Below are 23,161 nucleotides of genomic sequence, written 5' to 3' on the forward strand. Positions count from 1 at the left end.
TCCACCAAGCCGCGGGTGCTTAGGCTGGAACCCCTTGGCCATCGAGTGCGCCAGGCGGATCCCGGAACAGGTCCGGGATGACGGATGGTTGCCGTAAAGGGCCGCGTCCCACCCCATCGCGCCCGTTCAGCCTTATTACCGAAAACGGTCGTTTATAGGTTCGCGACCTGACCCCGCTCCTTCCCCGGCTTCACGGCGTCATCGCCGCCACCCCGTCATCCCCGCGAAAGCGGGGACCCAGGGTCTCGGGCAATGGGGCTTCGGGCACGACCGCGCCTCTCTCCTGAACAACGCCCGGGCGCAATCGCGCAATGCCATCGCGCACCTCGCCACCATCCCTAAAGCAGGCTCCCCTGCGCTCCCGCCTGATGGCTCGCCCGCATTTCCACCCGCGACGCCGCCTTCACCGGGCTGATCAGCGGCGGCAGCTTGGGCCGCCTTCCTTCGAACAATTCCTGCAACGTCACGAATTGCAGCGCCGGAAACCGCCCGAACTCGGTCTCGATCACCGGCTGCGACGCCGCCTCGTCGCGCATCCCCTTGGTCGGCGCGCCCTTCATCACGAACAGGCCGAAGCGGTGCCGATCGCGCTCCATCACCCGCCCCAGATCGCGCACCATATTGGGGTTCACATGGTCGCCCGCCTTCACGCTGATCACTCCGGTCTCGATGCGGTTCTTGGCGGCGAGATAGTTGAACCAGCCGTCGACGCCCTTGTCCCCGCCCTTCTTCTCGCGCGGGAATCCCCCCACCTGCCAGCTCACCCATTGCTGGAACTGATGCGGATCCTCCTCGGCCAGCCGCTCGGCGCTCGCCAGGTCCTTGGGCACGCCGATCGTCTCGAACTGGATGCCGGGATAGCCTTCCCGCATCCGGTTCTCGATCATCCCGATCGCGATATGGGTTACGTCGATCCCGATCCACTGCCGCCCCAGCTTTTGGGCGGCGTCCACCGCAGTCCCGCACCCGCAAAAGGGATCGAGCACCACATCGCCGGGGTTGGACGAGGCGGAGATGATCCGCTCGAGCAGCGCGCGGGGCTTCTGGGTGGGGTAGCCCAGACGTTCCTGGGCTTGGGAGTTAAGGGGTGGAATATCCGTCCAAACGTCTGACAGTGCGACACCGCGCTGCTCATCGAGGAAGCGTTTTAGCTGAGGCACACCCCCGGGCCGTGTCTGAACCACCAGCCCCGCGCCGTACGCCTTTTCCATACGGTCCCGCGTCCATCTCCATACGCGTGTCACCCCCAGAAACTCGTATGTCAGGTTCGGCCTGTCGCGGTTGGGGTTAATGAGGTTGTCGAGCCTGTAGAGCCTCCCGTCGGCGTCCCGATGGCTATATTTCGCCCGTGTTTTCCCTGGCAAATTCGAGGGATCATAAGCCTGAAACACAGCTTCGACGTTCCAACGAGCCTGATCCGTGCGCCCGTAGTTTAGAACCACGTCGTGATTGTTCGGCAGACGACGGCTCATTAGGCCTTTGCCGGTGGAACGCAGCCACACGATCTCGTTGCGGAAATTCTCCGCCCCAAACACCGCATCCAGCACCAGCTTCAGATAATGCGACGCGGTCGGATCGCAGTGCAGATACAGGCTCCCGGTCGGCTTGAGCACGCGGTGCAGTTCCACCAGCCGCACCGCCATCATCGCCAGATAGGCCATGAGCGGATTCTCGCCGATCGCCGCGTGCATCGCCTCCATCATCACCTGGAGCTGGCGGTTGGTCCCACCCGCAATGTCGAGCATGGCGTTGTTCGATGCCTCGCCCCAGGTCCAGGTGTCGCCAAAGGCCTGGATGCTTGCATCCGCCCCCGCACCGTTCGCCGCCTTGAACAGCACGTTATAGCCCGCGTTCGAGTTGAACGGCGGGTCGAGATAGATCAGGTCGACGCTGGCATCGGCGACATGTGTGCGCAGCACATCCAGATTGTCGCCATAATAGAGCTTGCTCACCCCCGCCTCCCCCAAAGCAGGAGCAAGCCTAATCCGATCGGGCGCGGCCGCTCCCACGCAACCTGATCCGCTTCGGCGATCCAAATTGGAGAGATCGGACGCAACTGGCGCGCACGCCGCTTCGTTCCTATCTCTGGCCCCTAGCATCCCCAAAAGAACGAAGATAGAACAAGCCTCATGGCATTGACTCACATTACCGTCCGCGGCGCGCGCGAGCATAATCTCAAGGGCGTCGATATCGACATCCCGCGCGACACCCTCACGGTGATCACCGGCCTGTCCGGCTCGGGCAAGTCCTCGCTCGCCTTCGACACCATCTATGCCGAGGGGCAGCGCCGCTATGTCGAGTCGCTCAGCGCCTATGCGCGCCAGTTCCTCGAGATGATGCAGAAGCCCGATGTCGATCATATCGAGGGCCTCTCCCCCGCGATCAGCATCGAGCAGAAGACCACGTCGCGAAACCCGCGCTCGACGGTGGCGACCGTCACCGAAATCTACGATTATATGCGCCTGCTCTGGGCGCGTGTCGGCGTGCCGTACAGCCCCGCCACCGGCCTGCCGATCGCCGCGCAGACCGTCAGCCAGATGGTCGATCGCGTCCTCGCGCTGCCCGAGGGCACCCGCCTGCTCCTCCTCGCCCCCGTCGTCCGCGGTCGCAAGGGCGAGTATAGGAAGGAGCTGGCCGAGTGGCAGAAGGCCGGTTTCCAGCGCGTCCGCGTGGATGGCGAGACCTATCTGATCGAGGAAGCCCCCGCGCTCGACAAGAAGTACAAGCACGACATCGAAGTCGTGGTCGATCGCCTCGTGGTGCGCGATGACATCGCCACCCGCCTCGCCGAAAGCTTCGAGACCGCGCTCAAGCTCTCCGAAGGGCTGGCCTATGTCGATCTGGTCGACACCACCGTCGCCGAACTCGCCGTCACCCCGGCGAAAGCCGGGGTCTCTGGCAAAGGCGCTGCGCAGGAGCCGCACGAGATCCCGGCTTCCGCCGGGATGACGGCGGGCGGCGCGATGAAGGGCGCCGGCATCCCCGCAAACCGCATCGTCTTTTCCGAGAAGTTCGCCTGCCCCGTCTCCGGCTTCACCATCGCCGAGATCGAGCCGCGCCTCTTCTCGTTCAACGCCCCCCAGGGCGCCTGCCCGGCCTGTGACGGCCTCGGCGAAAAGCTCGTGTTCGACGAGGATCTCGTCGTCCCCAATCACGAGCTCACCATCAAGAAGGGCGCGATCGTGCCCTGGGCCAAGTCGAACCCGCCCAGCCCCTATTACATGCAGGTGCTGGGCAGCCTCGCCCGCGAATTCGGCTTCAGCCTCGATACGCCGTGGAAGGATCTGCCCGGCGAAGTCCAGCTCATCATCCTCCACGGCACCGGCGGCAAGCCCGTCACCCTCACCTTTGTCGACGGCAGGAAGAGCTACGACGTCCGCAAGCCGTTCGAAGGCGTGATCGGCAATCTCAACCGCCGCATGCTTCAGACCGAGAGCGCGTGGATGCGCGAGGAGCTCAGCAAATATCAGGCGTCGCACCCCTGCGAAGTCTGCGACGGCGCGCGCCTCAAGCCCGAGGCGCTGGCGGTCAAGATCGCGGGCGCGGACATCAGCTACGCCACCCGCCTCTCGGTGGTCGACGCGCTGGCATGGTTCCAGGCGCTGCCCGAAACCCTCACCGATCAGCAGCGCGAGATCGCCCGCGCGATCCTCAAGGAGATCGACGAGCGGCTCGGCTTCCTCAACAATGTCGGGCTCGATTATCTCAACCTCAATCGCACCTCCGGCACCCTCTCCGGCGGTGAGAGCCAGCGCATCCGCCTCGCCAGCCAGATCGGTTCGGGCCTCTCGGGCGTGCTCTACGTGCTCGACGAGCCCTCGATCGGCCTCCACCAGCGCGACAACGACATGCTGCTCGCCACGCTCCGGCGCCTGCGCGATCTGGGGAACACCGTGCTGGTCGTCGAGCATGACGAGGATGCGATCCGCACCGCCGATTACGTCATCGATATGGGTCCCGGCGCGGGCGTCCATGGCGGTCAGGTCGTCGCGCAGGGCACGCTCGATCAGGTCCTTGCCAGCCCGGACAGCATCACCGCCGATTATCTCGCCGGCCGCCGCATGGTCCCGCTCCCGGCCAAGCGCCGCAAGGGCAATGGCAAGAAGCTGACCGTCCACAATGCCACCGCCAACAATCTGACCGGCGTCACCGCCAGCATCCCGCTCGGCACCTTCACCTGCATCACCGGCGTCTCGGGATCGGGCAAGTCGAGCTTCACGATCGACACGCTCTATGCCGCCGCCGCGCGCCAATTGAACGGCGCGCGCATCCTCGCCGGCAAGCACGACAAGATCACGGGCCTTGAGCATCTCGACAAGGTGATCGACATCGATCAGTCGCCGATCGGCCGCACCCCGCGCTCAAACCCCGCCACTTATACCGGCGCCTTCACCCAGATCCGCGACTGGTTCGCCGGCCTCCCCGAAGCCCAGGCGCGCGGCTACAAGCCCGGCCGCTTCAGCTTCAACGTCAAGGGCGGCCGCTGCGAGGCCTGCACCGGCGACGGCCTGCTCAAGATCGAGATGCACTTCCTCCCCGACGTCTATGTCACCTGCGACGTCTGCCACGGCCAGCGCTACAATCGCGAGACGCTGGAAGTGAAATTCAAGGGCAAGAGCATCGCCGACGTGCTCGACATGACCGTCGAGGACGCCCACGAATTCTTCAAGGCCGTCCCCCCCATCCGCGATCGCATGGCCATGCTCGCCGAAGTCGGTCTCGGCTATGTCAAGGTCGGCCAGCAAGCCACCACCCTCAGCGGCGGCGAAGCCCAGCGCGTCAAGCTCGCCAAGGAACTGGCGCGCCGAGCCACCGGCCAGACGCTCTACATCCTCGACGAACCCACCACCGGCCTCCACTTCGAGGACGTCCGCAAGCTGTTGGAGGTACTCCACGCCCTGGTCGAGCAGGGCAACACCGTGGTCGTGATCGAGCACAACCTCGACGTCATAAAGACCGCGGACTGGATCCTCGACCTGGGGCCGGAGGGCGGGGTGAAGGGCGGCGAGATCGTCGCGGAAGGCACGCCGGAGACGGTGGTGAAGGAACCGCGGAGCTTTACCGGGCGGTATCTCAGCCCATTGCTAAACCGCCCCGCCGCTGTGGCGGCGGAATAAATCAAATCTTTGTGGCGGTGTTCGGAAAATTAGGATTTTATCCACATAGTTCACAGGAGCAAATTCACAGGTGGCAGAAAGCAGTGGATCAACCATGAATGCTTGGACCCGCCTTTTAGAGGTCATGGTAAGGTGTTTTCCCGAATCGCGGAAATTACCTCCGTGGTTGAAAAAGAAAGCCACCATGGACCACCTCCTGTCGCACGATATCGATAAGGCGTCGGATAGTGGAATTTATGACTATGCGGAGCCGTATAAGAGCGCGTCTTTGGACTTAGAAAGCCAACTAATACGAGCGCTGGCTGATTCACGCGCGTTTAAGCGCTTGAGCGACATTCGGTTTTTGGGCGCACTAGATTATTGCTTGGTGTCCAGACCAAATGGTTCTCAAAGTAACGCGCGCTTCACCCGGGCGCAGCATAGCATTGGGGTAGCAGCCCTTGCGCGAGCATATCTCGATTTAACTACGCATTCATCTTCAGACAGATTGATATGTGTGGCAGCAGCAATGCTGCATGACATCGGCCACCCCCCTTTCTCTCATACACTTGAGCCGGTTTTTCATGAGAAGTTCGGGCTAAACCACCATCGCGCATCTGAGGAGGTAATTTTGGGAGTTGGACACTCTCCCGAAATTTCTGAAATCCTTTCGTCTTTTGGGATCAGTGCCGAGGCTGTCGTCTCTGTTCTCAACGGCAATGACGAACCATTCCAAGGATTTTTCTCCGGGCCGATTAACTTCGATACGATCGAAGGAATTTTGAGATCTAGGAATTATCTCAAGATGCAAAATCTTGGGATAACTCCAATAAAGGTGGTTCAGGCAGCTACTGAGCGGCACGATGACCACAATCAGGAAATGGTTGACGCTTTTTGGAAATGTAAGGACGAGATGTACACCCTCGTCATACGCTCAAAACTTGGAGTTTTATTTGATACGCTGTTCCAAGAGGCAGCTAAGGATATTATTGATCTGCTACAGCCTAGTGATTTCTATCTGACTGAATCACAGATGTTTCGTAAGTTTCCAATTTTCCGTCAAGCGGCCCAGAGGCAATACTGGCATCGCATGGGGGAAGCGCTGCTTCCCGACGAAGTCCCATTTCAGGTTCGACGCTTCTATGTAAACGTGGGCGGGGATTTCTTTAAATGGCAAGATCGCGAGAGATATAAACAATCGAAATCTGCTAGCACCTTGACTCTCAAGGACGTTCTGCCAGCCTAATCTCACATAGTGGGGTGAGGGGCATGAAGGGCATTACGGAGGCCATTGATTTTTCCGAGGGCAAGCTTAGGGAACTTCGCGAAGCATTGAGTGCCTCGATGCCCGACGGCCAGCTAGTCGTTACCTGCGGATCGTACGCGAGACGGGAGGCTTCTCCATCGTCGGATATGGATTATTATTCGATCTTGGATGACGGAACCGACAAATCCCTGACTCCGCCTTGGGACGCCCCTTTGCGCAACGAGATTGAGGGACGAGTTGGAAAACTCCCAGCCGCACAGGGAGCTTTCGCGACCAACGTTGGGGAGCAGGAACTGCTAGAAAATTATGGCGGTTCTAGGGATAGCAATGACACGATCACGCGTCGAATGCTGTATCTCCTAGAAGGCGATTATTTGACTTGCCCGGAAAAATTCAAAGCGCTTCGACGACGAATAATTGAACGTTATGTTGATCATACTCCGGGCGATCACCAATTAGCATTTTATCTACTGAATGATATTATTAGGTATTGGCGCACTTTAGCTGTTGATTACGCAGATAAGACATACGGTGTGGAGAATCCAAAACCCTGGGCAGTTCGCAACATTAAGTTGATATTTTCTCGTAAACTTATTTATGCGAGTGGACTATTCAGTGTTGCATTAACTGCTGATCGAACAAAAGAAGACAAATGCGATATTCTTGAAGACATGTTCAACAGGACTCCCTTAGACCGCCTCCGATATGTTAGCGGTGACATAGCTATTGAACGGCTTTTCCAGATGTACTCTTTTTTTCTAGATCAGCTATCAGACCCTTCAGTCCGACAACATTTGGATACGCTCACCACCGAGACAGGTCGATTGGACAAGATATTCCGCCGCTTAAAGAATGAGGGGCACTATTTTTCCCGCGAGCTTATGGGCGTTTTCACCCGAACTTTTCATGCGTCGCATCCTATACATATGGCAGTGATATTTTAGTAGAGTTGCGATGGCACTCTACTAAAATACGCCAATCCCGCCCCACCAAAGCCGCGTCGTCGGTCGGCACTCGCAGCGCCGCTGGCCGGGCTTGCCCGCGCTTCGCACAGTGCTGGATTTAGCCCCCGCTAAATCCTAGCATCCGCTGCGCCATGCCCCATCTCCCCACCTCCCCCGCCCATCTCGGCCTCGGCGCCACCGCCACTGTCGAGCCGCCCTTCACCGGCATGGAGTGGTACGCCGACTACGCCACCCGCCACGCCGCCGACGGGATCGAGGGCCGCTTGGTCTCGCAATATGACTTCGCCGAAAGCTGGACGATGTGGGAGGTCCACCCGCACGGCGCCGAGATGGTGATCTGCACCGCCGGCACCCTCACGCTCCACCAGCAACATGCCGACGGCGCCACCGAAAGCGTGACGCTCGCCCCCGGCGACTATGCGATCAACCCGCCCGGCACCTGGCACACTGCCGACGTGCCCCCCGGCGTCACCGCCACCGCGATCTTCATCACGCCCGGCCTTGGGACCGATCACCGGCGGCGGTGAGGGGGCATCGCGGGTCGGCAGAAGAGAGTTTCACGCAAAGACGCTAGGACGCGAAGAAGGGGTGGTTCACGCGGAGGCGCAGAGAGCGCGGAGATTTGCCTTGCCGCGCCAGCGGCCCTCGACAACCACCGCCAGCCATGCCACCGCCCAAGATAATGGCGGCTGACGCCGCCGGAAGGCACACCCTCTTCGCGCCTTGGCGCCTTTGCGTGAACATCTAAAATGCCGCGTCCTTCGCGCCTCCGCGTGAACCCTCTTCTTCCGCCCCCGCCCGCGCCTCCCCCGCCCGCGACCGACAAAAGCCTGTCCTACACGCCCCGATCCCTATAACTGGTTCGTCCTCTATCGATCCGGAGAGGAGGACCATGCCGCCAGCACCGAAACCCGCCGCTCCACGCGAAAAAAACGCGCGCACCCGCCTGCCCCCGGTCCCGGCAGGAACCGCGTCTTGGTGTCACCTTTGTGTAACCTTTCGCGCCCGCTTCCCGCTTCGCCGCGTCGCGGGGCCCTCGTGCGAATGAGGGCGGAGCCGGCGCGATTGCCGCCCCCGCCCTTCGGGGCTTCGCTATTGCTTGCCCACCGTGCTGGTGAAGCTGCTGGGCGAGAAATTGCCCTCGACCAGATTGTCGCCATAGCTGCGCACCGCGCCGCCGCTTGCGGTGGCGACTGCGGCGCTGTTGCCCGTCACGGCGTTGTCGCTGGCGAAGATCACGCCGTTCGCGCCCGTTGCGGAAAAGGCGACCACGCTGTTCGAAGAGATCGTGGTGTCGGAAACCAGCACGTTGACCAGCACGCCGTTGGTCAGCACCTCCACGCCGGTCGCGTTGGCCGTGATGTGGCTGTTCGAGATCGTCGCGACGGTGCCGCCCGCATTGGTGCTCACGCTATGGTCGAACTTGATCCCCGCGCCGAGATTGTTGTGGACGCGCACCCGATCGAGCGTGACGCGCGCCAGCCCTCCCGCTCCGGTCGGCTGGACCAGGATGCCGGTGGCGCCGGTATTGCCGTTGTTGATGATCGTGACGTCGTCGACGATCAGGCGGCCCAGTCCGGAGGGCTGGAAGAGGATTCCCGAGCCGTTCACCGTGCCGTTGTTGCGGATGATCACCTTCTCGATCGTCAGCGACAGCCCGGCAATGAAGCGGATGCCGTTGATCCCGGCCGAAGAGCCGGTGCCTCCGGCAATCTCGAGCCCGCGCAGCGTGATATTGTCGTTCACGCCGGCGTTGATAACGATGCCGTTGGAAGCGGCGTTCAATATGCTGCCCGGAAACTGCGTGCAGTCGATCGTGATCGCCTTGGTGATCGTCACCGCGCCCCAGCCACCCGGATCCAGGCAGTTGATCTCGCCCCCCGCCGCGGTCTTGGAAATGGCACCGGCAAAGGTCTTGCACGGGGCGGTGCGGCTGCACGGATTGGCATCGTCCCCCACGCCCGAAACCCAGGTCCGCGTAGCCTGGGCCGACGCGGGCGCGATATGAACCAACATCGTCGCGGCCGCAGCCACGACAAGCATAGTCAAGCGCTTATAAACCATCATGATGACTTGCCCTCCTGTTTCGCAGGACTGAAATGCCAGTCGGCAGCCGACTGTATCACTGCGCAATATCGCCGGTAAGACGCCTGACGGTAGTTCCAGCCATAATGGCGTAGATTGGAGGAATACGGGAGACGCTGACGATAGGAACGCACCTAAACCATCTTTGTCGTCACAGAATTGTCCTCAAGGCGACGAATTACTGTTTGCTACCGGGCAGATTCGATGGCGTGGCGGGCCGGGCGGCGGCGCGCCGGATCGATCGTTGGCGCAAGGCTTCCCCTCCGCGCGCCGCCCCGCGCTTGAAATACGGTGCCGCGATCCCATATCAGCGTTCAGGCAACACGCGCCGAACCGGCTTTTCCCTCGTGGAATGCGTGATGCCCGCCCCGCCGCCAATCGCAATCCGATCCGCAATTGCCGGTCGAATTGCATGCGCATGGGGCCGCCGCACATCGCAATCCCGCGCGTGCGGCTTTCCACCCTCCAAACAGGAGCAAAGATTGAACTTTTTCGACCAAGTACACGAAACGCAGATTACCCGTTTGTATCCGCAGCCGCGCATTGCGACGCGGCGCTCCGTTCCCCTCTATCGCCGCCTTTTCCCGCTCGATCCGCCGCATGAGCGCGCGCCGAACGGCTAAAGCGGCCTTCACCTCTCCTGCCTGCCCCCGAATCCCGGCTTCGCGCGTTGGACGCGCAATGTCTGGAGACAGGGCAGGGTATCAGGAGACTGACATGAGCATTTTGGGACGCATCAAGGACGCTATTCTGGGCCGCGGCGGCGGCATTTTCGGCAAGGACGCGCCCGCTGCGCCTGCCCCCCAGTCCGCGCCCGTCTCCCCCACCCCCCTAGATCAGCAGGCCGGCACCGCGCCCGTCGCCTCTGCCGAGCCGGTCGATGTCGAAAGGGTGTTGACCGAGAAGCTGGCGGCGAAGGGCAATCCCGATCTCAACTGGCGCACCTCGATCGTCGATCTGATGAAGCTGCTCGATCTGGATTCGAGCCTCGAGAACCGCAAGGAGCTCGCCACCGAGCTGGGCTATTCGGGTGCCAAGGATGGCAGCGCAGAGATGAACATCTGGCTCCACAATGCGGTGATGCTGGAGCTCGTCAACAACGGCGCGAAGGTGCCGGACAAGCTGACCGGCTGAGCGCCACGCGGCGGGCGCGCCTTGCAATCCCGTCCGCCGCTCCCATATTGGCTTGGCTACCTGTCGCATATTGACGGTCTTCGGCGCTTTGCGGCTCCTTCTTCCTTCCTTCCCTGCTCCTCGCGGCACGAGGGTTCTCCATGCCGGAGGCCCGCAGAAGAAGAAGGTATTACCCATGGCCATCACCGGCACCGTGAAATTTTTCAACAATGACAAGGGCTATGGCTTCATCGCTCCCGAAGAGGGCGGCCAGGACGCGTTTGTCCACATCTCGGCCGTTGAGCGCGCCGGGCTGTCGACGCTCCAGCAGAACCAGCGCGTCAGCTACGAGCTCGAGCAGGACCAGCGCGGCCGCACCTCGGCCGTGAACCTGCAGGAAGCCTGATCCCGCGCCGGCGCCCTCGCGCGCCGGTCCGGATCGTGCGCCGCGCTTCCCCTTTCCGGGCGAGCGCGGCGCCGCTTTCGTTTTCCTTTCTCCATTGGAGGCTCCGTGGCGGATCTTCTCACTCTCTACCGTGAACATGCCGAACGCGCTCAGGCCGATGCCGATGCCGCGACGCTTGGAAATGTGCGTGAGCGCAATTTGCGTGCCGCTGACGCCTGGCGTCAGATGGCTGAGCGGATCGAGCGCACCGAAACCGCCCGCGCCACCCGCGAGCCGCATGGCGACCCGGCGCTCCGCGCGCAGAGGACGACCCCGTAACGTTTTACCGGAACAGGCGGCTCTGGTAGGGGTTGATCGCGTCGAACCCGCAACGAACCGGAAAGGCTGACCATGGCCACGCGAAAGACTCCAGGCACTACTCCCCGAGCTACCACCCGCCGCCCCGCCGCAAAGCGCAGCACGGCCAAGCCCGCTGCTGCGCCCAAGGCCGATGCCGCCGCTGAGAAGCCGGCCAAGGCTCCCGCTGCGAAGGCGCCCAAGACCGCCGCCGCGAAGCCGGTCGCCGCCGCTGCAAAGCCGACAGCCACCAAAGCACCCGCAGGGAAAGCGGCCAAACCGGCCGCTGCCAAGGATCCCGCTAAGACTGCGGCAAAAGCCACGGCCAGGCCTGCCACGAAGCCCGCGCCCAAGAGCGCAGCATCGCCAAAACCCGCTGCCGAGCCAAAGACAGCAGCAAAGCGCAAGCCTGCCGCAAAGGCAACGCCCGCCAAGCCCACCGCACCGAAAGCCGCAGCTCCGCAGGGTGCTGCTCCGAAGGCTGCGGAAGCGCCCGCCCCCACCCTCGCCGCCCGCGTTCAGGCCGCGCCCGCACCCGTCAAGGCTGCGGGCATTGCCGGCCTGGTCGCGGCAATCGGCGGCGCTGTGCTTGGGGCACTACGTATCTCTCGCAAGCCGTCCGGCGACAGTTAGGAGGCAACATTCGGGACGGGCGCGCAACCTTTACGCCCCGTCGCGCATTGCTCCCTGATCCAGAGAGGATGGGAGAAGCATCATGCGTATCGTCGTCTTGGGGTTGCTGGCTGCAACCACGCTCGGAGCCTGCACAGAGGATGGCTATGGCCCCTCGCGCAGCTATTCGAGTGCATATGTCCAATATGATTATAACCGGCCCGATCCGGCCTATGGCGGTTATTATGCCGATCGCTACTATCGCGATGACAACCGCCGCTATCGCGAGCGCCGTCTGAGCCGGAATGATCGGGTCTATCGCGGCCAGGACGGCCGCTATTATTGCCGCCGTTCGGACGGCACCACCGGCCTGATCGTGGGTGGCGTCGCGGGCGGCCTGCTCGGCAATCTCATTGCTCCAGGTGGCTCGGAAGTACTCGGCACTGTGCTGGGCGCTGCTGCGGGCGCGGCAATCGGATCCTCGGCGGACCGGAACGAAGTGCGCTGCCGATAGGATTGCGATATATTCACGGGCGCGGCGCGTGCCGCCGCGCCCCGTCTATCGGAAGGATATTGCATTGAGCACCCGCACCGGCAGCGCACGCTATGAGGGCTTCGGCAAGGAAGGCCGCGGCCATGTCAGCACCCAATCGGGCGTGCTGGCCGATCAATTCTACGGGTTCGGCACCCGCTTCGGCGACGAAAAGGGCACCAATCCCGAGGAGCTCATCGCCGCCGCGCACGCCAGTTGTTTCACCATGGCGCTCAGCTTCGCCCTTGCGCGGGCCGGCTTCTCGGATGGCACACTGGAGACCCAAGCTGCCGTCAAGCTCGATCAGGACAGCGAAGGCGGCTTTGTCATCACCCGCTCCGATCTCACGCTCGTCGCGAAAATCCCCGGCATCGCCCACCAGCAGTTCCAGGCTCTGGCCGAAGGCGCGCACGCCAATTGCCCGGTGTCGAAGCTGCTGAAAGCGGAAAGCACGCTGAGCGTCACCCTCGCCTAGGGCTTGATCCATCCGGGTCGAATAACCGCCGCTCTCCCGCTTCCGCGGGCTGATCCAAAATGTCCGGATTCCGCTCTAGCGCCGTTCGATCAACCGGCCCACGCCCTCGTGGCGGGTCGGATCTCCCTCAACGCTTTCGTGCTCCAGCCTGTTGCGGATCGCGATCAGTTCCTGCTCGCTCAGATGCTCGATCCCGATGAATTCGTTCCGGCCGCTGTCCAGTGCGCGGATGATCTCGTCGAGCTTGCACTGGATCGCCGCAGCATCACGATTCTGGGCGTTCTGGATCAGGAACACCATGAGGAAGGTCACCACCGTCGTGCCGGTGTTGATCACCAGCTGCCACGTGTCGGAATAATGAAAGAGCGGGCCGGTAAGGGCCCATAATAGAATGACCAGAAACGCCAGCACGAACGCCGGAGACCGCCCCGCCCATCCCGCCACCAATTGCGCGAAGCGCTCGAACAACCTTCCCATGCAGGACTCCTTTGCCACACACCTAGCGCCGCGCAGCGCTGCGGTCACTTGGGGATAGAGGCAGAGTCACAAGCTGCCGGATTTTGGGCCGGAAAGTCTGGGATGGCGGCGAAACGCAAAAGGGGGCCGGCATTTCTGCCAGCCCCCATGTCACCGGACTTCGGCCGATTGACCCGGACGGATCGCGCAGCCTGGTTTCGGCGGCATGCTCCACTCGCGCCGGCAAGGGCATGCGAGCTTCGCGTCGGTCGCTAGAGGTGGAGGGTTCCGTGCACTTTCCCGAAGGACGATGCACTTGCTCTCCGGCCCCTGGTGGCCCGCTTCAGATCCGCCGCAAGTGGCGAAACTGGAGCCTTGCGAGATGCTTCCCGATTGGCCCTTCAACCGTTCGACCGCTTGCGCGGCTTCCGAGCTGATGGTCCGCTCTTCGTGACCGTCCCTTCCCTTGCGGCTGGCTCTTACACCACTGCAATCTCCGGTTGGCCATCCCGGCTCCCCTCGTGCCTCCGCAGCGCTTGCGCACCGCTTCAGCATCTGGTTCCGCCGTGCTCCGGCCGTCTCTCGAAGCCCTTGCGATCGCTTTCGCGTCCGCGCGGTCTCGCAACTGTCCGTCGCTGGCATCTCTACGTCCCTGCCCGGCTGGTTTCCCTAAGGCGCCTGCGCCCGGCTGGTCCGGCAAGTCCTTGATCCTGCTTCGGTTTCCCGCCGCCCAACCATCTCCTTACAGTCATGAAGGTGTCACCGAATCCGATTCGCGCAAAGTGGCAAATGAGGGCGCATGCCTGTTGATAACGTGGATAACGTGCACAGATTCGCAGGTCTATCAGACCGGTGACCAGCCGGGTGCCGCGAGTTCGAACCCCGCGAATTCGAAGCCAGGAACAACAACGCAACTGACCAGCGTCCATCCCGCCCCCGCCTCTGCCGCCTGCCAGCAGCCTACCGGCACCCGGGCCTGTGGAGCCTCGCCCGACAACACATCCGGTCCCAGCGCCACAGCTTCCACATCACCCTCCGAGCGCTGAATGCGCAACGTCAGCGGCGCGCCCGCGTGCCACAACCACAATTCGTCGGCATCGACGCGGTGCCAGTGCGAACGCTGGCCCGCTTCGAGCAGGAAATGGATCGCCGTTCCTCCAGCCCGTACGCCGGGTTCGGCCTCCGCGCGCCAGGTCTCGCGATACCAGCCGCCTTCGGGGTGCGGTGTCAGTCCGAGCGCCGCGATGATCTCTTCCGCCTTTTGCATGGGGTTACCTTAGCACCGCCATTCCCGCAGGTAAGCCGGTCGCGCAGCCCCATCGCCTGCCCCCTTTCGCAAGCGGGCCATTAACCAACGCCCGCTATAACCTCGCATATGCTGCGCCTACTCGTGCTTTCCACGCTCTTTCCCGATGCTTCGCGTCCACGCTTCGGAAGCTTCGTCGAGCGTCAGACCCTGTCGCTGGCGAGCCATCCCGATATCGAGGTGCGCGTGGTTGCGCCGCACGGTCTTCCCCCTTGGCCGCTTCGCGCGCTCCCCCGCTACCGCCCGCTCGCCACGCTACCCGCGCGCGAGCAATGGAAGGGTCTCGACGTGCATCGCCCCGCCTTCCTCAATCTGCCCCTGACCGGCGGGCGCTTTCACGCGGCGGCGCTCACCCGCGCGATCACTCCGCTGCTGGAGGATATCCGTCGCGATTTCCCCTTCGACGCCATCGCCGCCGAATTCTTCTTTCCCGACGGGGTCGCCGCCATCGCGCTCGGGCGCCACTTTGGTGTCCCCGTGTCGATCAAGGCGCGGGGATCCGACGTCCATCATTGGGGCCGCCTTCCTGTGACCGGCGCGCAGGTTCGCGCGGCGGGGTGCGCGGCGGACGGCATGCTCTCGGTCAGCGAGGCCATGCGCGACGACATGATCGCGATGGGCATGCCCGGCGATCGAATCGAAGCGATCATCACGGGCGTCGATCTCGAACGCTTCGCTCCCCGCGATCGTGCCGGGGCCAAGGCGGAGCTGGGAGTCCACGGCTCGCTTATCCTATCGGTCGGCGCGCTGATCCCGCTCAAGGGGCACGATATCGTCATCGACGCGATCGCCGGAATGCCGGGCGTCACCCTGTGTATCGCCGGTGAGGGTCCGGAGCGCGAACGGCTCACGGCGCTGGCCGCGAAGCTCGGCGTGGCGGATCGCGTTCGCCTGCTCGGCAACATCCCGCATGACGAACTCTCGGTCTATCTCGCCGCCGCCGATGCGATGGCGCTGGCGTCCGAGCGCGAGGGACTGGCCAATGCCTGGCTCGAAGCGCTGGCGAGCGGAACCCCGGTGGTGATTCCCGATGTGGGCGGTGCGCGGCAGGTCGTCCGCGAGGATGTGGCCGGCCGGCTGGTCGAGCGAACGCCGGAAGCCTTTGCCGCTGGCCTCGGCGATATCCTCGCCAACCCGCCCGCGCCCGATGCCGTTCGCGCCACCGTGGCGCCCTTTACCTGGGCGGCAAATGCCGATCTGCTGCACGACTATTTCATGCGGCTGGTCAGCCGCTATCGAAAGGGGTTAGTCTCCGCGCACTGAACATTTGCCGGAGACCGACCATGGCGAAGGACAAGAGCCCGAAAAGCGGATCGCTGCTGCCGAAGAGCATCGCCGGCGCGAAGCTGCCCAAGGATATCCGCAAGAAGCTGACCGATCTCGCCAAGCATCCCGTCGTCGCCGATATCCTTGCCGCCGGGCTAGTGGCCCTTGCCGCCAAGCTCAAGAACGAGCCCAAGGTGCAGCAGGCGGCCGCCAAGGCACGCACCAAGGCGGCCGATGTCGCCGCTGACGTGGCGGAGGCGGCTGCAGGCGTGGCCGCCGCCGTCGCCCGGCCGACAGACGCCCCGCCTGCGGCAAAACGTGTTCGGAAGCCCGCTGCCCCGGTAGCCAAGGCCGACAAGCCGAAGACCCCCGCCAAGCCGAAGGCGCCCGCCAAGGCCAAGTCCACGTCAAAGCCTCGCGCCGCCGCCAAGCCCAAGCCGGCGGAGTAGCCGCCCGCTTGGGGATCAGTGCCGGGCCGCCCAGGCCCCCGCCTGCTTCTCCGCCAGCGCGATCAGATCACCCTGGACCACGTTCATGTCGATCAAATGGAGCCCCCATCCGGCGAGCACCGTTGGTCCCACGCGGACGTCTCCGCCAATATCGTCGATGCGCGGATCGGCCGGATTTGCATGCGTCGTCACCGCCAGATAGTTGAACCCGTCTTTCCGCACGCATTCCGCCGAAAGCAGCCCCGGTGCCCGGACGAACGGCGTGGTCACCGGCTTGCCGTCGCTCGTCCATCGCGGCGCCTGATCCGCGCCGAGAAGGCTCCCCGATGTGACCAGATAGTTCCGCGTCACCGCGCTGCCGCCCCGCAGCGCCGCCGGGTTGGTGCACGCAGCCTCCACGCCGGGCCGGTCGCCCTTGCCGAAGCGGCTGTCGGCGGGCGGCGGCGAATCGGCGCGGAAGCTGGCGAAGCTGACGATGCAGCCGGTCTGCGTCTCATCGCGGCATAGCGAAATGGTCTGGTACAACCCGCCGATGTCCTTCCCCTCGGGCACCGGCACCGTGGTTCCGATCAGCATCGCCGAGATCAACTGCTTCTGCGCCGGCTTGCCCTCGATCGCCTTGCCGAGCAGCTTCGCCAACAGGCTCGCCCCCTGGCTGTGCCCGATCAGCACCACGCCGCGACCGTTATTGTCGCGGGCCAGATAGTCGTTCCACGCCGCCTCCACGTCGCGATAGGCCATCTCGCGATCCACCGCGGGCGTTTGCCCCGTCATCAGCGCGCGCAATGCCGTGAGCGTCACCTGCCGATATATCGGCGCGAACACCCGGCACTTCGCTCCGAAGCGCGCCGCCTGGAACTGGATTACTCTATTCTCTTCGGGGCCCGCTCTCAGATCGCTATTGGGCGTCGGGTCGAGCGAGACCGTTGGATAGACGTAGAAACAATCGAACTTCGGATTCTTCGCCGCCTCGAATTTCTCGATCGTGGGCGTGCCATCCGCCGCGATCACGGTTGCCGTCAGGTCCTGCGTGCATGCGTCCTGCCTGCCCGGGCGGCACAGCCAATTGGCGTCCTGCCGGTAATCGGGATCGGATGAGATCGCGGCCAGCGCGAGTGCAAGCATCAGCATAAGGCACCTCTCCTGTCCCGAGCGATCCTACTGCGCCCGCGCCATCAGTCCAGCGGGTAGATCGCGCCCGCGATCCAGCGCAATTCGGCGCGAAGTACGCCCCAGGCGCGCGCCGCCGCCCGGCTGTCCATCGCTTCCAGCCCGATGTCGCGCGCGGCCAGCGCCTGCACGAGCGCCACAGGCGGCCGCCGCATCGTGGCGCCCGTCCCGAGCAGGAGGAATTCCGGTTTTGGATCAAGCGCAAGCAGCGGCGCCAGATCGCTCTCGCTGAGCGCCTCCAGCGGCGGCGGGGCCCAGCCATCGGCGCGCTCGGGGCTGATCAACAGACCCTCATAGACGCCGCCGTCGACCTTGAACCCGCGCCCCGAAAAGCCGGTAATCACCGGCCCCTCAGCACCGCTGCGGTTCATTTGCATCTGGCTTTGCCTCAGCGACTTTCGCGTGGCCCCACACGCTCCGCGCCGGCCACCACGCCCTTTTCGGCCTTCTCCTCGCGGAAGCCCGGCTTGAGGCCCAGCGTGATGAGCAGCGACGACGAAACATAGACCGACGAATAGGTGCCCACGATGATGCCCAGCATCATCGCAGCGGTGAAGCCGCGCAGCACATGGCCGCCGAAGATCAGCAGCGACGTCAGCGCCAGCATGATCGTGACCGATGTCATCACCGTGCGCGGCAGCGTCTCGTTGACCGACAGATCGATCAGCTCTTTCATGCCCATCTTGCGGTATTTGCGCATATTCTCGCGAATACGGTCGTCGATCACCATCTTGTCGTTGATCGAATAGCCGATGATCGTCAGCACCGCCGCGACGATATTGAGATCGAACACGAACTGGGTGAGCGCGAAGAAGCCCAGCGTCATCAGCACGTCGTGGATGATCGCCACCGCGGTCGATACGCCGAACTGCCATTCGTAGCGCAGCCATGAGAAGATCGCGATGCCGATGATCGCAAGAATGACCGCGAGGATGCCGTTGAAGACCAGGCCTTCCGAAACCTTGCCGGAGACGGTGGAGTAGCTGCTGAAGGTCGCGCCGGGGAATTTCTCCGCGAGCGCCACCTTCACCTTTTCCACCATCGCATTCACCGCGTTGGGATCGTTCGAATCAGGCACCGGCAAACGCACCGTCACCGTGTTGGCATTGCCGAGCTGCTGGAGCGTGGCATCGCCCAGACCAAGCTCGTTGACCGTCGAGCGCACCTCATCGAGCGGCGGGGCCGTGACGAACTTTTCCTCGATCGATACGCCGCCGACGAAATCGACGCCCATGTTGAGCTTCAGCGTGGCCACCAGCACGATCGCCGCCACGCTCAGAAGCGCGGTGATGAAGAATGCGATGTGCCGAACCTTTACGAAGCCGATGTTCGTATTGTCTGGAACGATCTTGAGCAGACGCATGATGAGCGTGCCTTAAATATTGATGTCGGTGGGGCGGTTCTTCCGCGCCCAGATCGAAACGAGCAGGCGGGTAAAGACCACTGCGGTGAACACCGAGCTGACGATACCGATCAGCAGCACGATGGCGAAGCCGCGAATCGGCCCCGATCCAAGGATGAGCATGATCAGCCCGGCAATCGCGTGGGTCACGTTCGCCTCGAAGATCGTCCGGCTCGCTTCCTTGTAGCCGAATTCGATCGCCTGCGTAACGTTGCGCCCGCGCCGCCGCTCTTCGCGAATACGCTCGTTGATCAGCACGTTGGCGTCGACCGCGGTACCGATGGTCAGCACGAAGCCCGCGATGCCCGGCAGCGTCAGAGTCGCGTTCAGCAGGCCCATAACCGCCAGGATGATCAGCACGTTCAGCGTCACCGCCAGCGTCGCATAGATACCGAAGCGGCCATAGGTGAGGATCATGAACGTGATCACCGCAACGATGGCGATGATCGACGCGGTGACGCCCGCCTTGATGGAGTCAGCGCCCAGTTCGGGGCTGACCGTGTTTTCTGAAACCACCTTCAGGTTGATCGGCAGCTTGCCCGAACGCAGCGCGATCGCAAGCTGGTTGGCGCTCTCGACGGTAAACCCGCCCGAGATCGTCGCGCTACCGCCCAGGATCGGTTCGTTGATGTTGGGTGCCGAAATCACCTCGTTATCGACGATGATCGCAAACGGCTTGCCGGTATTCTCCTGCGTCACCTTGGCAAAACGCTTCGAGCCGGTGCCGTCCAGGCTGATGGCCACGTCCGGCCGGCCCTGCTGGTCAAACGACTGCGTCGCGTCGAGCAGCATGTTGCCGTCGATGAGAACGCTGCGGAACACGGCGATCTGCCCGCCTGCCGAAGGATAATTCAGCACCTGGCTGCCAGGAGGTACCTGGCCCGCCCCGATCATTTCGGGGCTGACGCTGGTATCCACCAACTTGAATTCGAGCTTGGCGGTGCGGCCGAGCAGCTTCTTGAGCGCGGTCGGGTCCTGGAGCCCTGGCACCTGCACGACGATGCGGTTCGCACCTTCCCGGATAACCGTCGGTTCCAGCGTGCCCAGCGCGTTGATGCGCCTGTCGACGACCTCGCGGGCGTCGTTCATCGCCTCCTCGACCTTCTGGCTCATGCCGGCGCTGCTGGGCGTGAGCACAAATTTGGTCGAATCGACCACCGCGATATCCCAGTCGCGTTGGCCGGTCGTGCCCACGCCATTGGTCAGCGGCAGCAATTTCTCGCGCGCGGCATCCACCTGGGAAGGATCACGGACCATGAAGGTCACCTTGCCATCCTGCACAGAGATGTCGCCGATATCTACGCGCGGGGCACGGCGCATATCGTTACGCACCTGCTCCTTCATCGCCTCCAGGCGCGCCTGCGCTACCCCGCTGGTATCGCCTTCCAGCAGCAGATAGCTGCCGCCTGCCAGATCAAGCCCAAGGTTGATCGCCGGATGCGGTATCCAGCTCGGCCATTGATCGCGCTGGTCCTTCGAAAAGAAGCTCGGGATCGCCAGGACGACCATAATCGCCAGGCCGATGAAGATCGAAAGCCGTTTCCAGCGGGGGAAGTCCAGCATCAGTCGTTCGCGGGTTTGCCGGTGCCGGCCGGGATCACTTCGGCGAGCGTCGCCTTGATCGCGCGGACCCTCACATTGGTTCCGAGTTCAATCTCGACCTCACGATCCTCGACCTTGGTGACCTTGCCGATCAGCCCGCCGCCGGTGACGACACGGTCGCCCTTCTTCACCGAGTTCACGGCGTTCTGAAGCTCCTTCATCCGCTTTTGCTGCGGACGGATCATCAGAAAATAGAAGACAACGAAGATGAGGACAAGCGGCAGAAGCGAGACAATTGCGCCTGCGGCGCCGCCGCTTTGGCCCGCCGCGCCTGCGGCCTGTGCATATGCTGGGGAGATGAACATGGCTTCCCGAATGGCTGGAGACAGGAGCGAAAACCGCTCCACACTGAGCGGCGGGCGCTAACATGCGTGCAGCGCCCGCGCAACCGCCTTGCATCTGCGCGCCGACCGTCCTAGAGGCCCCTCCCCTGAGCCCGCGACGAGCGGGGCAGGTATCTGGTCGGGGCGTAGCGCAGCCTGGTAGCGCATCACACTGGGGGTGTGGGGGTCGCAGGTTCGAATCCTGTCGCCCCGACCAATTTACCACACTATTTCAATGGGTTAGCACGGGTCCGCTGGCAGCGTCAGCGGCATCCCGCTTCGCTGTCTAACCTATGTGTAGCAGCGCCGCCGACCCAGTCGCTTTCCCTCTGTTTTTCGGCTGCTAGGTCACCTAGACCTTATGGTATGCGAAAAATGCCATTGATACGGCTTGGGTTGGGAATGGCGGCGGTGACTGCAAGTCATACTGCTGCCGCTGAAGATCGGGTTGAGTGCTTCGACGCAGTTGTATCGGCGAAAATCCTGCGGCAAACACCAAGCGTATTCCCTGACTGCGGAGACGATTGCATAATCATCTCCTGGCCGTGGTTTATGGAAATTGATGTGAAGCGGGTAGTCGAAGGAAAGGTGTCGAAAGGTCGGCAGCTAATCCTAACGGTGCAACATGTTCCCTTTCGCAAAAACCTAGGGACGCGTCGATGGTGGCTTAGGCGGAATTCACTCGGCGGGTTCAATTTACTGAGAGTAGGCGACGAGAAGCCCGCGCGCTGCACCGCAGGTTCCGCCCCAGCAGACCCATATATCCGCCCAGCTCCGGGACAGACACTTAACGATCTACTGCGTGAGGGCGAAGTGGCATATCGTCAGTTACTCGACAAATAGACATCGCAGCAACGCCCCGAACCCGAGGGCGCGAGGCGTTGCACAGCGTCAGACCTGAAGGAGACTGGTCCCGCTGGTGCGGTCGTTGGATTGACGGGGAACGCACCGCTATGCCCCGGCGCGGGTGAAATGGACAAACCCCGCGCAACCCTATGCCGCTATCACCGCCCACCGTCAGCGGGCATATGCGAGCGCCCAAACCATCCCCTCGTCCCATTCGCGGAGGTGGTCGAGGATTCGCAGGAAGTCCCCTGCCAGCTTGCCCGCCTCAACATCCGCGTACACCTCGTCTGCGAACGCATCGAACGAGCCGCAAAGAATGACGATCGGCGATGGTCGCGGTTTCCGAGCACTCTCTATCCGCTTGACGCGGCGTTGGAGCGCCCGGATGCCCGCCACTGTGGTCAGCCCTTCCCGCTGAGCGCCTTGCTCATCTCAATGTCAGCGGCCATCTGCCCGCCAGCGAGCGCGGCGTTGTCGTCGGCCACGCCAAAATGGCGGTTGATGATGTGGTGCGCGTTCTCGATGGGCATCCCATACTTCTCAGCGCGGCGGCGCTGGTCGAGCGCCACGTCAGCCTTGCCCTCGGGAACGGTCGGTTCGATATTGTCAGTCATGGTCGTATCACCTTCAGTTGAGTTGGTTATTGCAGCACGCCCAGATGGCCGAGCATGTCGAGCGCGTCTCCGCGCTCACGTTCCCCGCTGCACTCGCGCAGCACGTCCATGCAGTTCTTTGCCGCCTGCTTCCGAAACGCCGGATCGAGGTTGGCAATGGGCTGGGGCGGTGCGGGTTCGACACCGAAGAAGGTCATCATCTCGCCGCCCGACATGGGCAGCACTTTCACATCGCAGTTCTCGCTTGCCGCTAGACGCTCTGCGGCGGTGCGCCACTTGTGGTATTCGTCCGCGTGCTGGATGCCCACGCGCCTGCCATTGATAAGGATGACAAGGAACAGGTCGCGCGGACCCGGTTCTGGGCACATGGCGCGATGGGCAGCGCGCCAGCTTCGATAGTCGGTCATGGCTGGTCTCCGTCGGGGTATGCGTCAATCCGCGCGGATGCCGTTCGCATCGCCGACTTTCGCAACCGAAGTGCAAATAATTCCAGTTTAGCGAGAGGCATTGCTCGCCTCCTCAAGCGCCTCGATCCGAGCGGACAAGTCTTCCTGAGCGCGAACATCGGAGAGCCGAGCGATGCTGTCGATCACCAGCCGCCCCACATCCGGGGCAAGTTGCCCGCCCGCTACCGCGTCCAACACCTGGGCGACCTGCTCACTGATCGGCGCTGCCGAGTTGAAGGCGAACTCGGTCTTTTCCATCTGTGCCTTCACCGAGGGCAGCACCTTGGCAAGAACGATACTGGCGGCGTTGGTGTCGCCCTCAAGCGCCTTGCCCACCAGCACGGACACGATGGCGCGCATTTCGTCCAACATTTGAGCGGTGGCGAGCAGACGC

General features: G+C 63.0%; 25 protein-coding genes and 1 tRNA gene. 14 read left to right on the top strand and 12 right to left on the bottom strand.

What is annotated here, in order from left to right:
* Positions 1–338 precede the first annotated feature (338 nt).
* The gene (locus SSO01S_RS15555; protein WP_066800769.1) at positions 339–1,952 is read right to left on the bottom strand and encodes a DNA methyltransferase; all 1,614 of its coding nucleotides are present in this window, start codon (positions 1,950–1,952) and stop codon (positions 339–341) included.
* A gap of 177 nt (positions 1,953–2,129) precedes the next feature.
* Between SSO01S_RS15555 and uvrA the strand changes: the two genes are divergently transcribed.
* The 4 genes from uvrA to SSO01S_RS15570 all read left to right on the top strand — a co-directional run bounded on the left by uvrA (position 2,130) and on the right by SSO01S_RS15570 (position 7,855).
* Entirely contained in the window at positions 2,130–5,117 is a 2,988-nt protein-coding gene (gene uvrA / locus SSO01S_RS15560) for an excinuclease ABC subunit UvrA (protein WP_066800772.1), read from the top strand.
* Positions 5,118–5,187: 70 nt separating this feature from the next.
* The gene (locus SSO01S_RS17330; protein WP_157073809.1) at positions 5,188–6,342 is read left to right on the top strand and encodes an HD domain-containing protein; all 1,155 of its coding nucleotides are present in this window, start codon (positions 5,188–5,190) and stop codon (positions 6,340–6,342) included.
* A 23-nt stretch (positions 6,343–6,365) separates the two neighbouring features.
* Positions 6,366–7,307, top strand: a complete 942-nt coding sequence (locus SSO01S_RS17625; protein ID WP_157073810.1) for a hypothetical protein — start codon at positions 6,366–6,368, stop codon at positions 7,305–7,307.
* Positions 7,308–7,459: 152 nt separating this feature from the next.
* Positions 7,460–7,855, top strand: coding sequence for a cupin domain-containing protein (locus SSO01S_RS15570; protein WP_066800776.1), 396 nt, complete (start codon positions 7,460–7,462; stop codon positions 7,853–7,855).
* 565 nt (positions 7,856–8,420) lie between these two features.
* Here SSO01S_RS15570 and SSO01S_RS15575 read toward each other — a convergent pair.
* Positions 8,421–9,392, bottom strand: coding sequence for a right-handed parallel beta-helix repeat-containing protein (locus SSO01S_RS15575; protein ID WP_169798370.1), 972 nt, complete (start codon positions 9,390–9,392; stop codon positions 8,421–8,423).
* 503 nt (positions 9,393–9,895) lie between these two features.
* Here SSO01S_RS15575 and SSO01S_RS17630 point away from each other — a divergent pair.
* The 7 genes from SSO01S_RS17630 to SSO01S_RS15600 all read left to right on the top strand — a co-directional run bounded on the left by SSO01S_RS17630 (position 9,896) and on the right by SSO01S_RS15600 (position 12,887).
* A complete protein-coding gene (locus SSO01S_RS17630) occupies positions 9,896–10,036 on the top strand; it encodes a hypothetical protein (RefSeq protein WP_157073811.1) in 141 nt (46 codons plus the stop codon).
* A 94-nt stretch (positions 10,037–10,130) separates the two neighbouring features.
* Positions 10,131–10,547: a DUF3597 domain-containing protein gene (locus SSO01S_RS15580; RefSeq protein ID WP_066800783.1), complete on the top strand. Its 417-nt coding sequence runs from the start codon at positions 10,131–10,133 to the stop codon at positions 10,545–10,547.
* A gap of 175 nt (positions 10,548–10,722) precedes the next feature.
* Entirely contained in the window at positions 10,723–10,932 is a 210-nt protein-coding gene (locus SSO01S_RS15585) for a cold-shock protein (RefSeq protein ID WP_066800786.1), read from the top strand.
* A 105-nt stretch (positions 10,933–11,037) separates the two neighbouring features.
* Positions 11,038–11,250, top strand: a complete 213-nt coding sequence (locus SSO01S_RS15590; protein WP_066800789.1) for a hypothetical protein — start codon at positions 11,038–11,040, stop codon at positions 11,248–11,250.
* Positions 11,251–11,322: 72 nt separating this feature from the next.
* Positions 11,323–11,901, top strand: a complete 579-nt coding sequence (locus SSO01S_RS17635) for a hypothetical protein (protein ID WP_157073812.1) — start codon at positions 11,323–11,325, stop codon at positions 11,899–11,901.
* Between the two features lie 82 nt (positions 11,902–11,983).
* Complete coding sequence (locus SSO01S_RS15595) at positions 11,984–12,394, top strand: glycine zipper 2TM domain-containing protein (protein ID WP_157073813.1); 411 nt, start codon at positions 11,984–11,986, stop codon at positions 12,392–12,394.
* A gap of 64 nt (positions 12,395–12,458) precedes the next feature.
* Positions 12,459–12,887: an OsmC family protein gene (locus tag SSO01S_RS15600; protein WP_066801009.1), complete on the top strand. Its 429-nt coding sequence runs from the start codon at positions 12,459–12,461 to the stop codon at positions 12,885–12,887.
* 75 nt (positions 12,888–12,962) lie between these two features.
* Here the strand turns inward: SSO01S_RS15600 and SSO01S_RS15605 are convergent, their stop codons facing one another.
* Positions 12,963–13,364: a low affinity iron permease family protein gene (locus tag SSO01S_RS15605; protein WP_066800791.1), complete on the bottom strand. Its 402-nt coding sequence runs from the start codon at positions 13,362–13,364 to the stop codon at positions 12,963–12,965.
* Positions 13,365–14,187: 823 nt separating this feature from the next.
* Positions 14,188–14,610, bottom strand: a complete 423-nt coding sequence (locus tag SSO01S_RS15610; RefSeq protein ID WP_066800794.1) for a cupin domain-containing protein — start codon at positions 14,608–14,610, stop codon at positions 14,188–14,190.
* A 108-nt stretch (positions 14,611–14,718) separates the two neighbouring features.
* On the opposite strand from SSO01S_RS15610, the gene SSO01S_RS15615 reads away from it, so the two are divergent.
* Together SSO01S_RS15615 and SSO01S_RS15620 are read left to right on the top strand one after the other, a co-directional pair.
* On the top strand, positions 14,719–15,912 hold the full coding sequence (locus SSO01S_RS15615; RefSeq protein WP_066800797.1) for a glycosyltransferase: 1,194 nt from the start codon (positions 14,719–14,721) through the stop codon (positions 15,910–15,912).
* 20 nt (positions 15,913–15,932) lie between these two features.
* Positions 15,933–16,364 (top strand): hypothetical protein, encoded by a 432-nt coding sequence (locus SSO01S_RS15620; RefSeq protein ID WP_066800800.1) that lies wholly within the window; start codon positions 15,933–15,935, stop codon positions 16,362–16,364.
* A gap of 15 nt (positions 16,365–16,379) precedes the next feature.
* On the opposite strand, the gene SSO01S_RS15625 is transcribed toward SSO01S_RS15620, so the two are convergent.
* From SSO01S_RS15625 to yajC, 5 genes are read right to left on the bottom strand one after another with little or no spacing between them, the layout of a single operon-like run.
* A complete protein-coding gene (locus SSO01S_RS15625; protein WP_066800803.1) occupies positions 16,380–17,495 on the bottom strand; it encodes a DUF3089 domain-containing protein in 1,116 nt (371 codons plus the stop codon).
* 44 nt (positions 17,496–17,539) lie between these two features.
* Complete coding sequence (locus SSO01S_RS15630) at positions 17,540–17,911, bottom strand: Mth938-like domain-containing protein (protein WP_066800806.1); 372 nt, start codon at positions 17,909–17,911, stop codon at positions 17,540–17,542.
* An 11-nt stretch (positions 17,912–17,922) separates the two neighbouring features.
* Positions 17,923–18,897: a protein translocase subunit SecF gene (gene secF, locus SSO01S_RS15635; RefSeq protein WP_066800808.1), complete on the bottom strand. Its 975-nt coding sequence runs from the start codon at positions 18,895–18,897 to the stop codon at positions 17,923–17,925.
* 12 nt (positions 18,898–18,909) lie between these two features.
* Positions 18,910–20,499, bottom strand: a complete 1,590-nt coding sequence (gene secD, locus SSO01S_RS15640) for a protein translocase subunit SecD (RefSeq protein ID WP_066800812.1) — start codon at positions 20,497–20,499, stop codon at positions 18,910–18,912.
* Complete coding sequence (yajC, locus tag SSO01S_RS15645) at positions 20,499–20,843, bottom strand: preprotein translocase subunit YajC (protein ID WP_066800815.1); 345 nt, start codon at positions 20,841–20,843, stop codon at positions 20,499–20,501. The genes secD and yajC overlap by 1 nt, the downstream gene beginning before the upstream one ends.
* 158 nt (positions 20,844–21,001) lie before the next feature.
* Between yajC and SSO01S_RS15650 the strand changes: the two genes are divergently transcribed.
* Positions 21,002–21,078 (top strand) — tRNA-Pro (locus SSO01S_RS15650).
* 1,030 nt (positions 21,079–22,108) lie between these two features.
* Here SSO01S_RS15650 and SSO01S_RS15660 read toward each other — a convergent pair.
* From SSO01S_RS15660 to SSO01S_RS15670, 3 genes are all read right to left on the bottom strand, one after another.
* Positions 22,109–22,321, bottom strand: a complete 213-nt coding sequence (locus SSO01S_RS15660) for a hypothetical protein (protein WP_066800819.1) — start codon at positions 22,319–22,321, stop codon at positions 22,109–22,111.
* A 26-nt stretch (positions 22,322–22,347) separates the two neighbouring features.
* On the bottom strand, positions 22,348–22,728 hold the full coding sequence (locus tag SSO01S_RS15665; protein WP_066800822.1) for a hypothetical protein: 381 nt from the start codon (positions 22,726–22,728) through the stop codon (positions 22,348–22,350).
* Between the two features lie 87 nt (positions 22,729–22,815).
* Positions 22,816–23,139, bottom strand: a complete 324-nt coding sequence (locus tag SSO01S_RS15670) for a hypothetical protein (protein WP_066800825.1) — start codon at positions 23,137–23,139, stop codon at positions 22,816–22,818.
* Positions 23,140–23,161 lie beyond the last annotated feature (22 nt).

Source organism: Sphingomonas soli NBRC 100801 (assembly GCF_001591025.1).
GTDB lineage: Bacteria > Pseudomonadota > Alphaproteobacteria > Sphingomonadales > Sphingomonadaceae > Sphingomonas > Sphingomonas soli.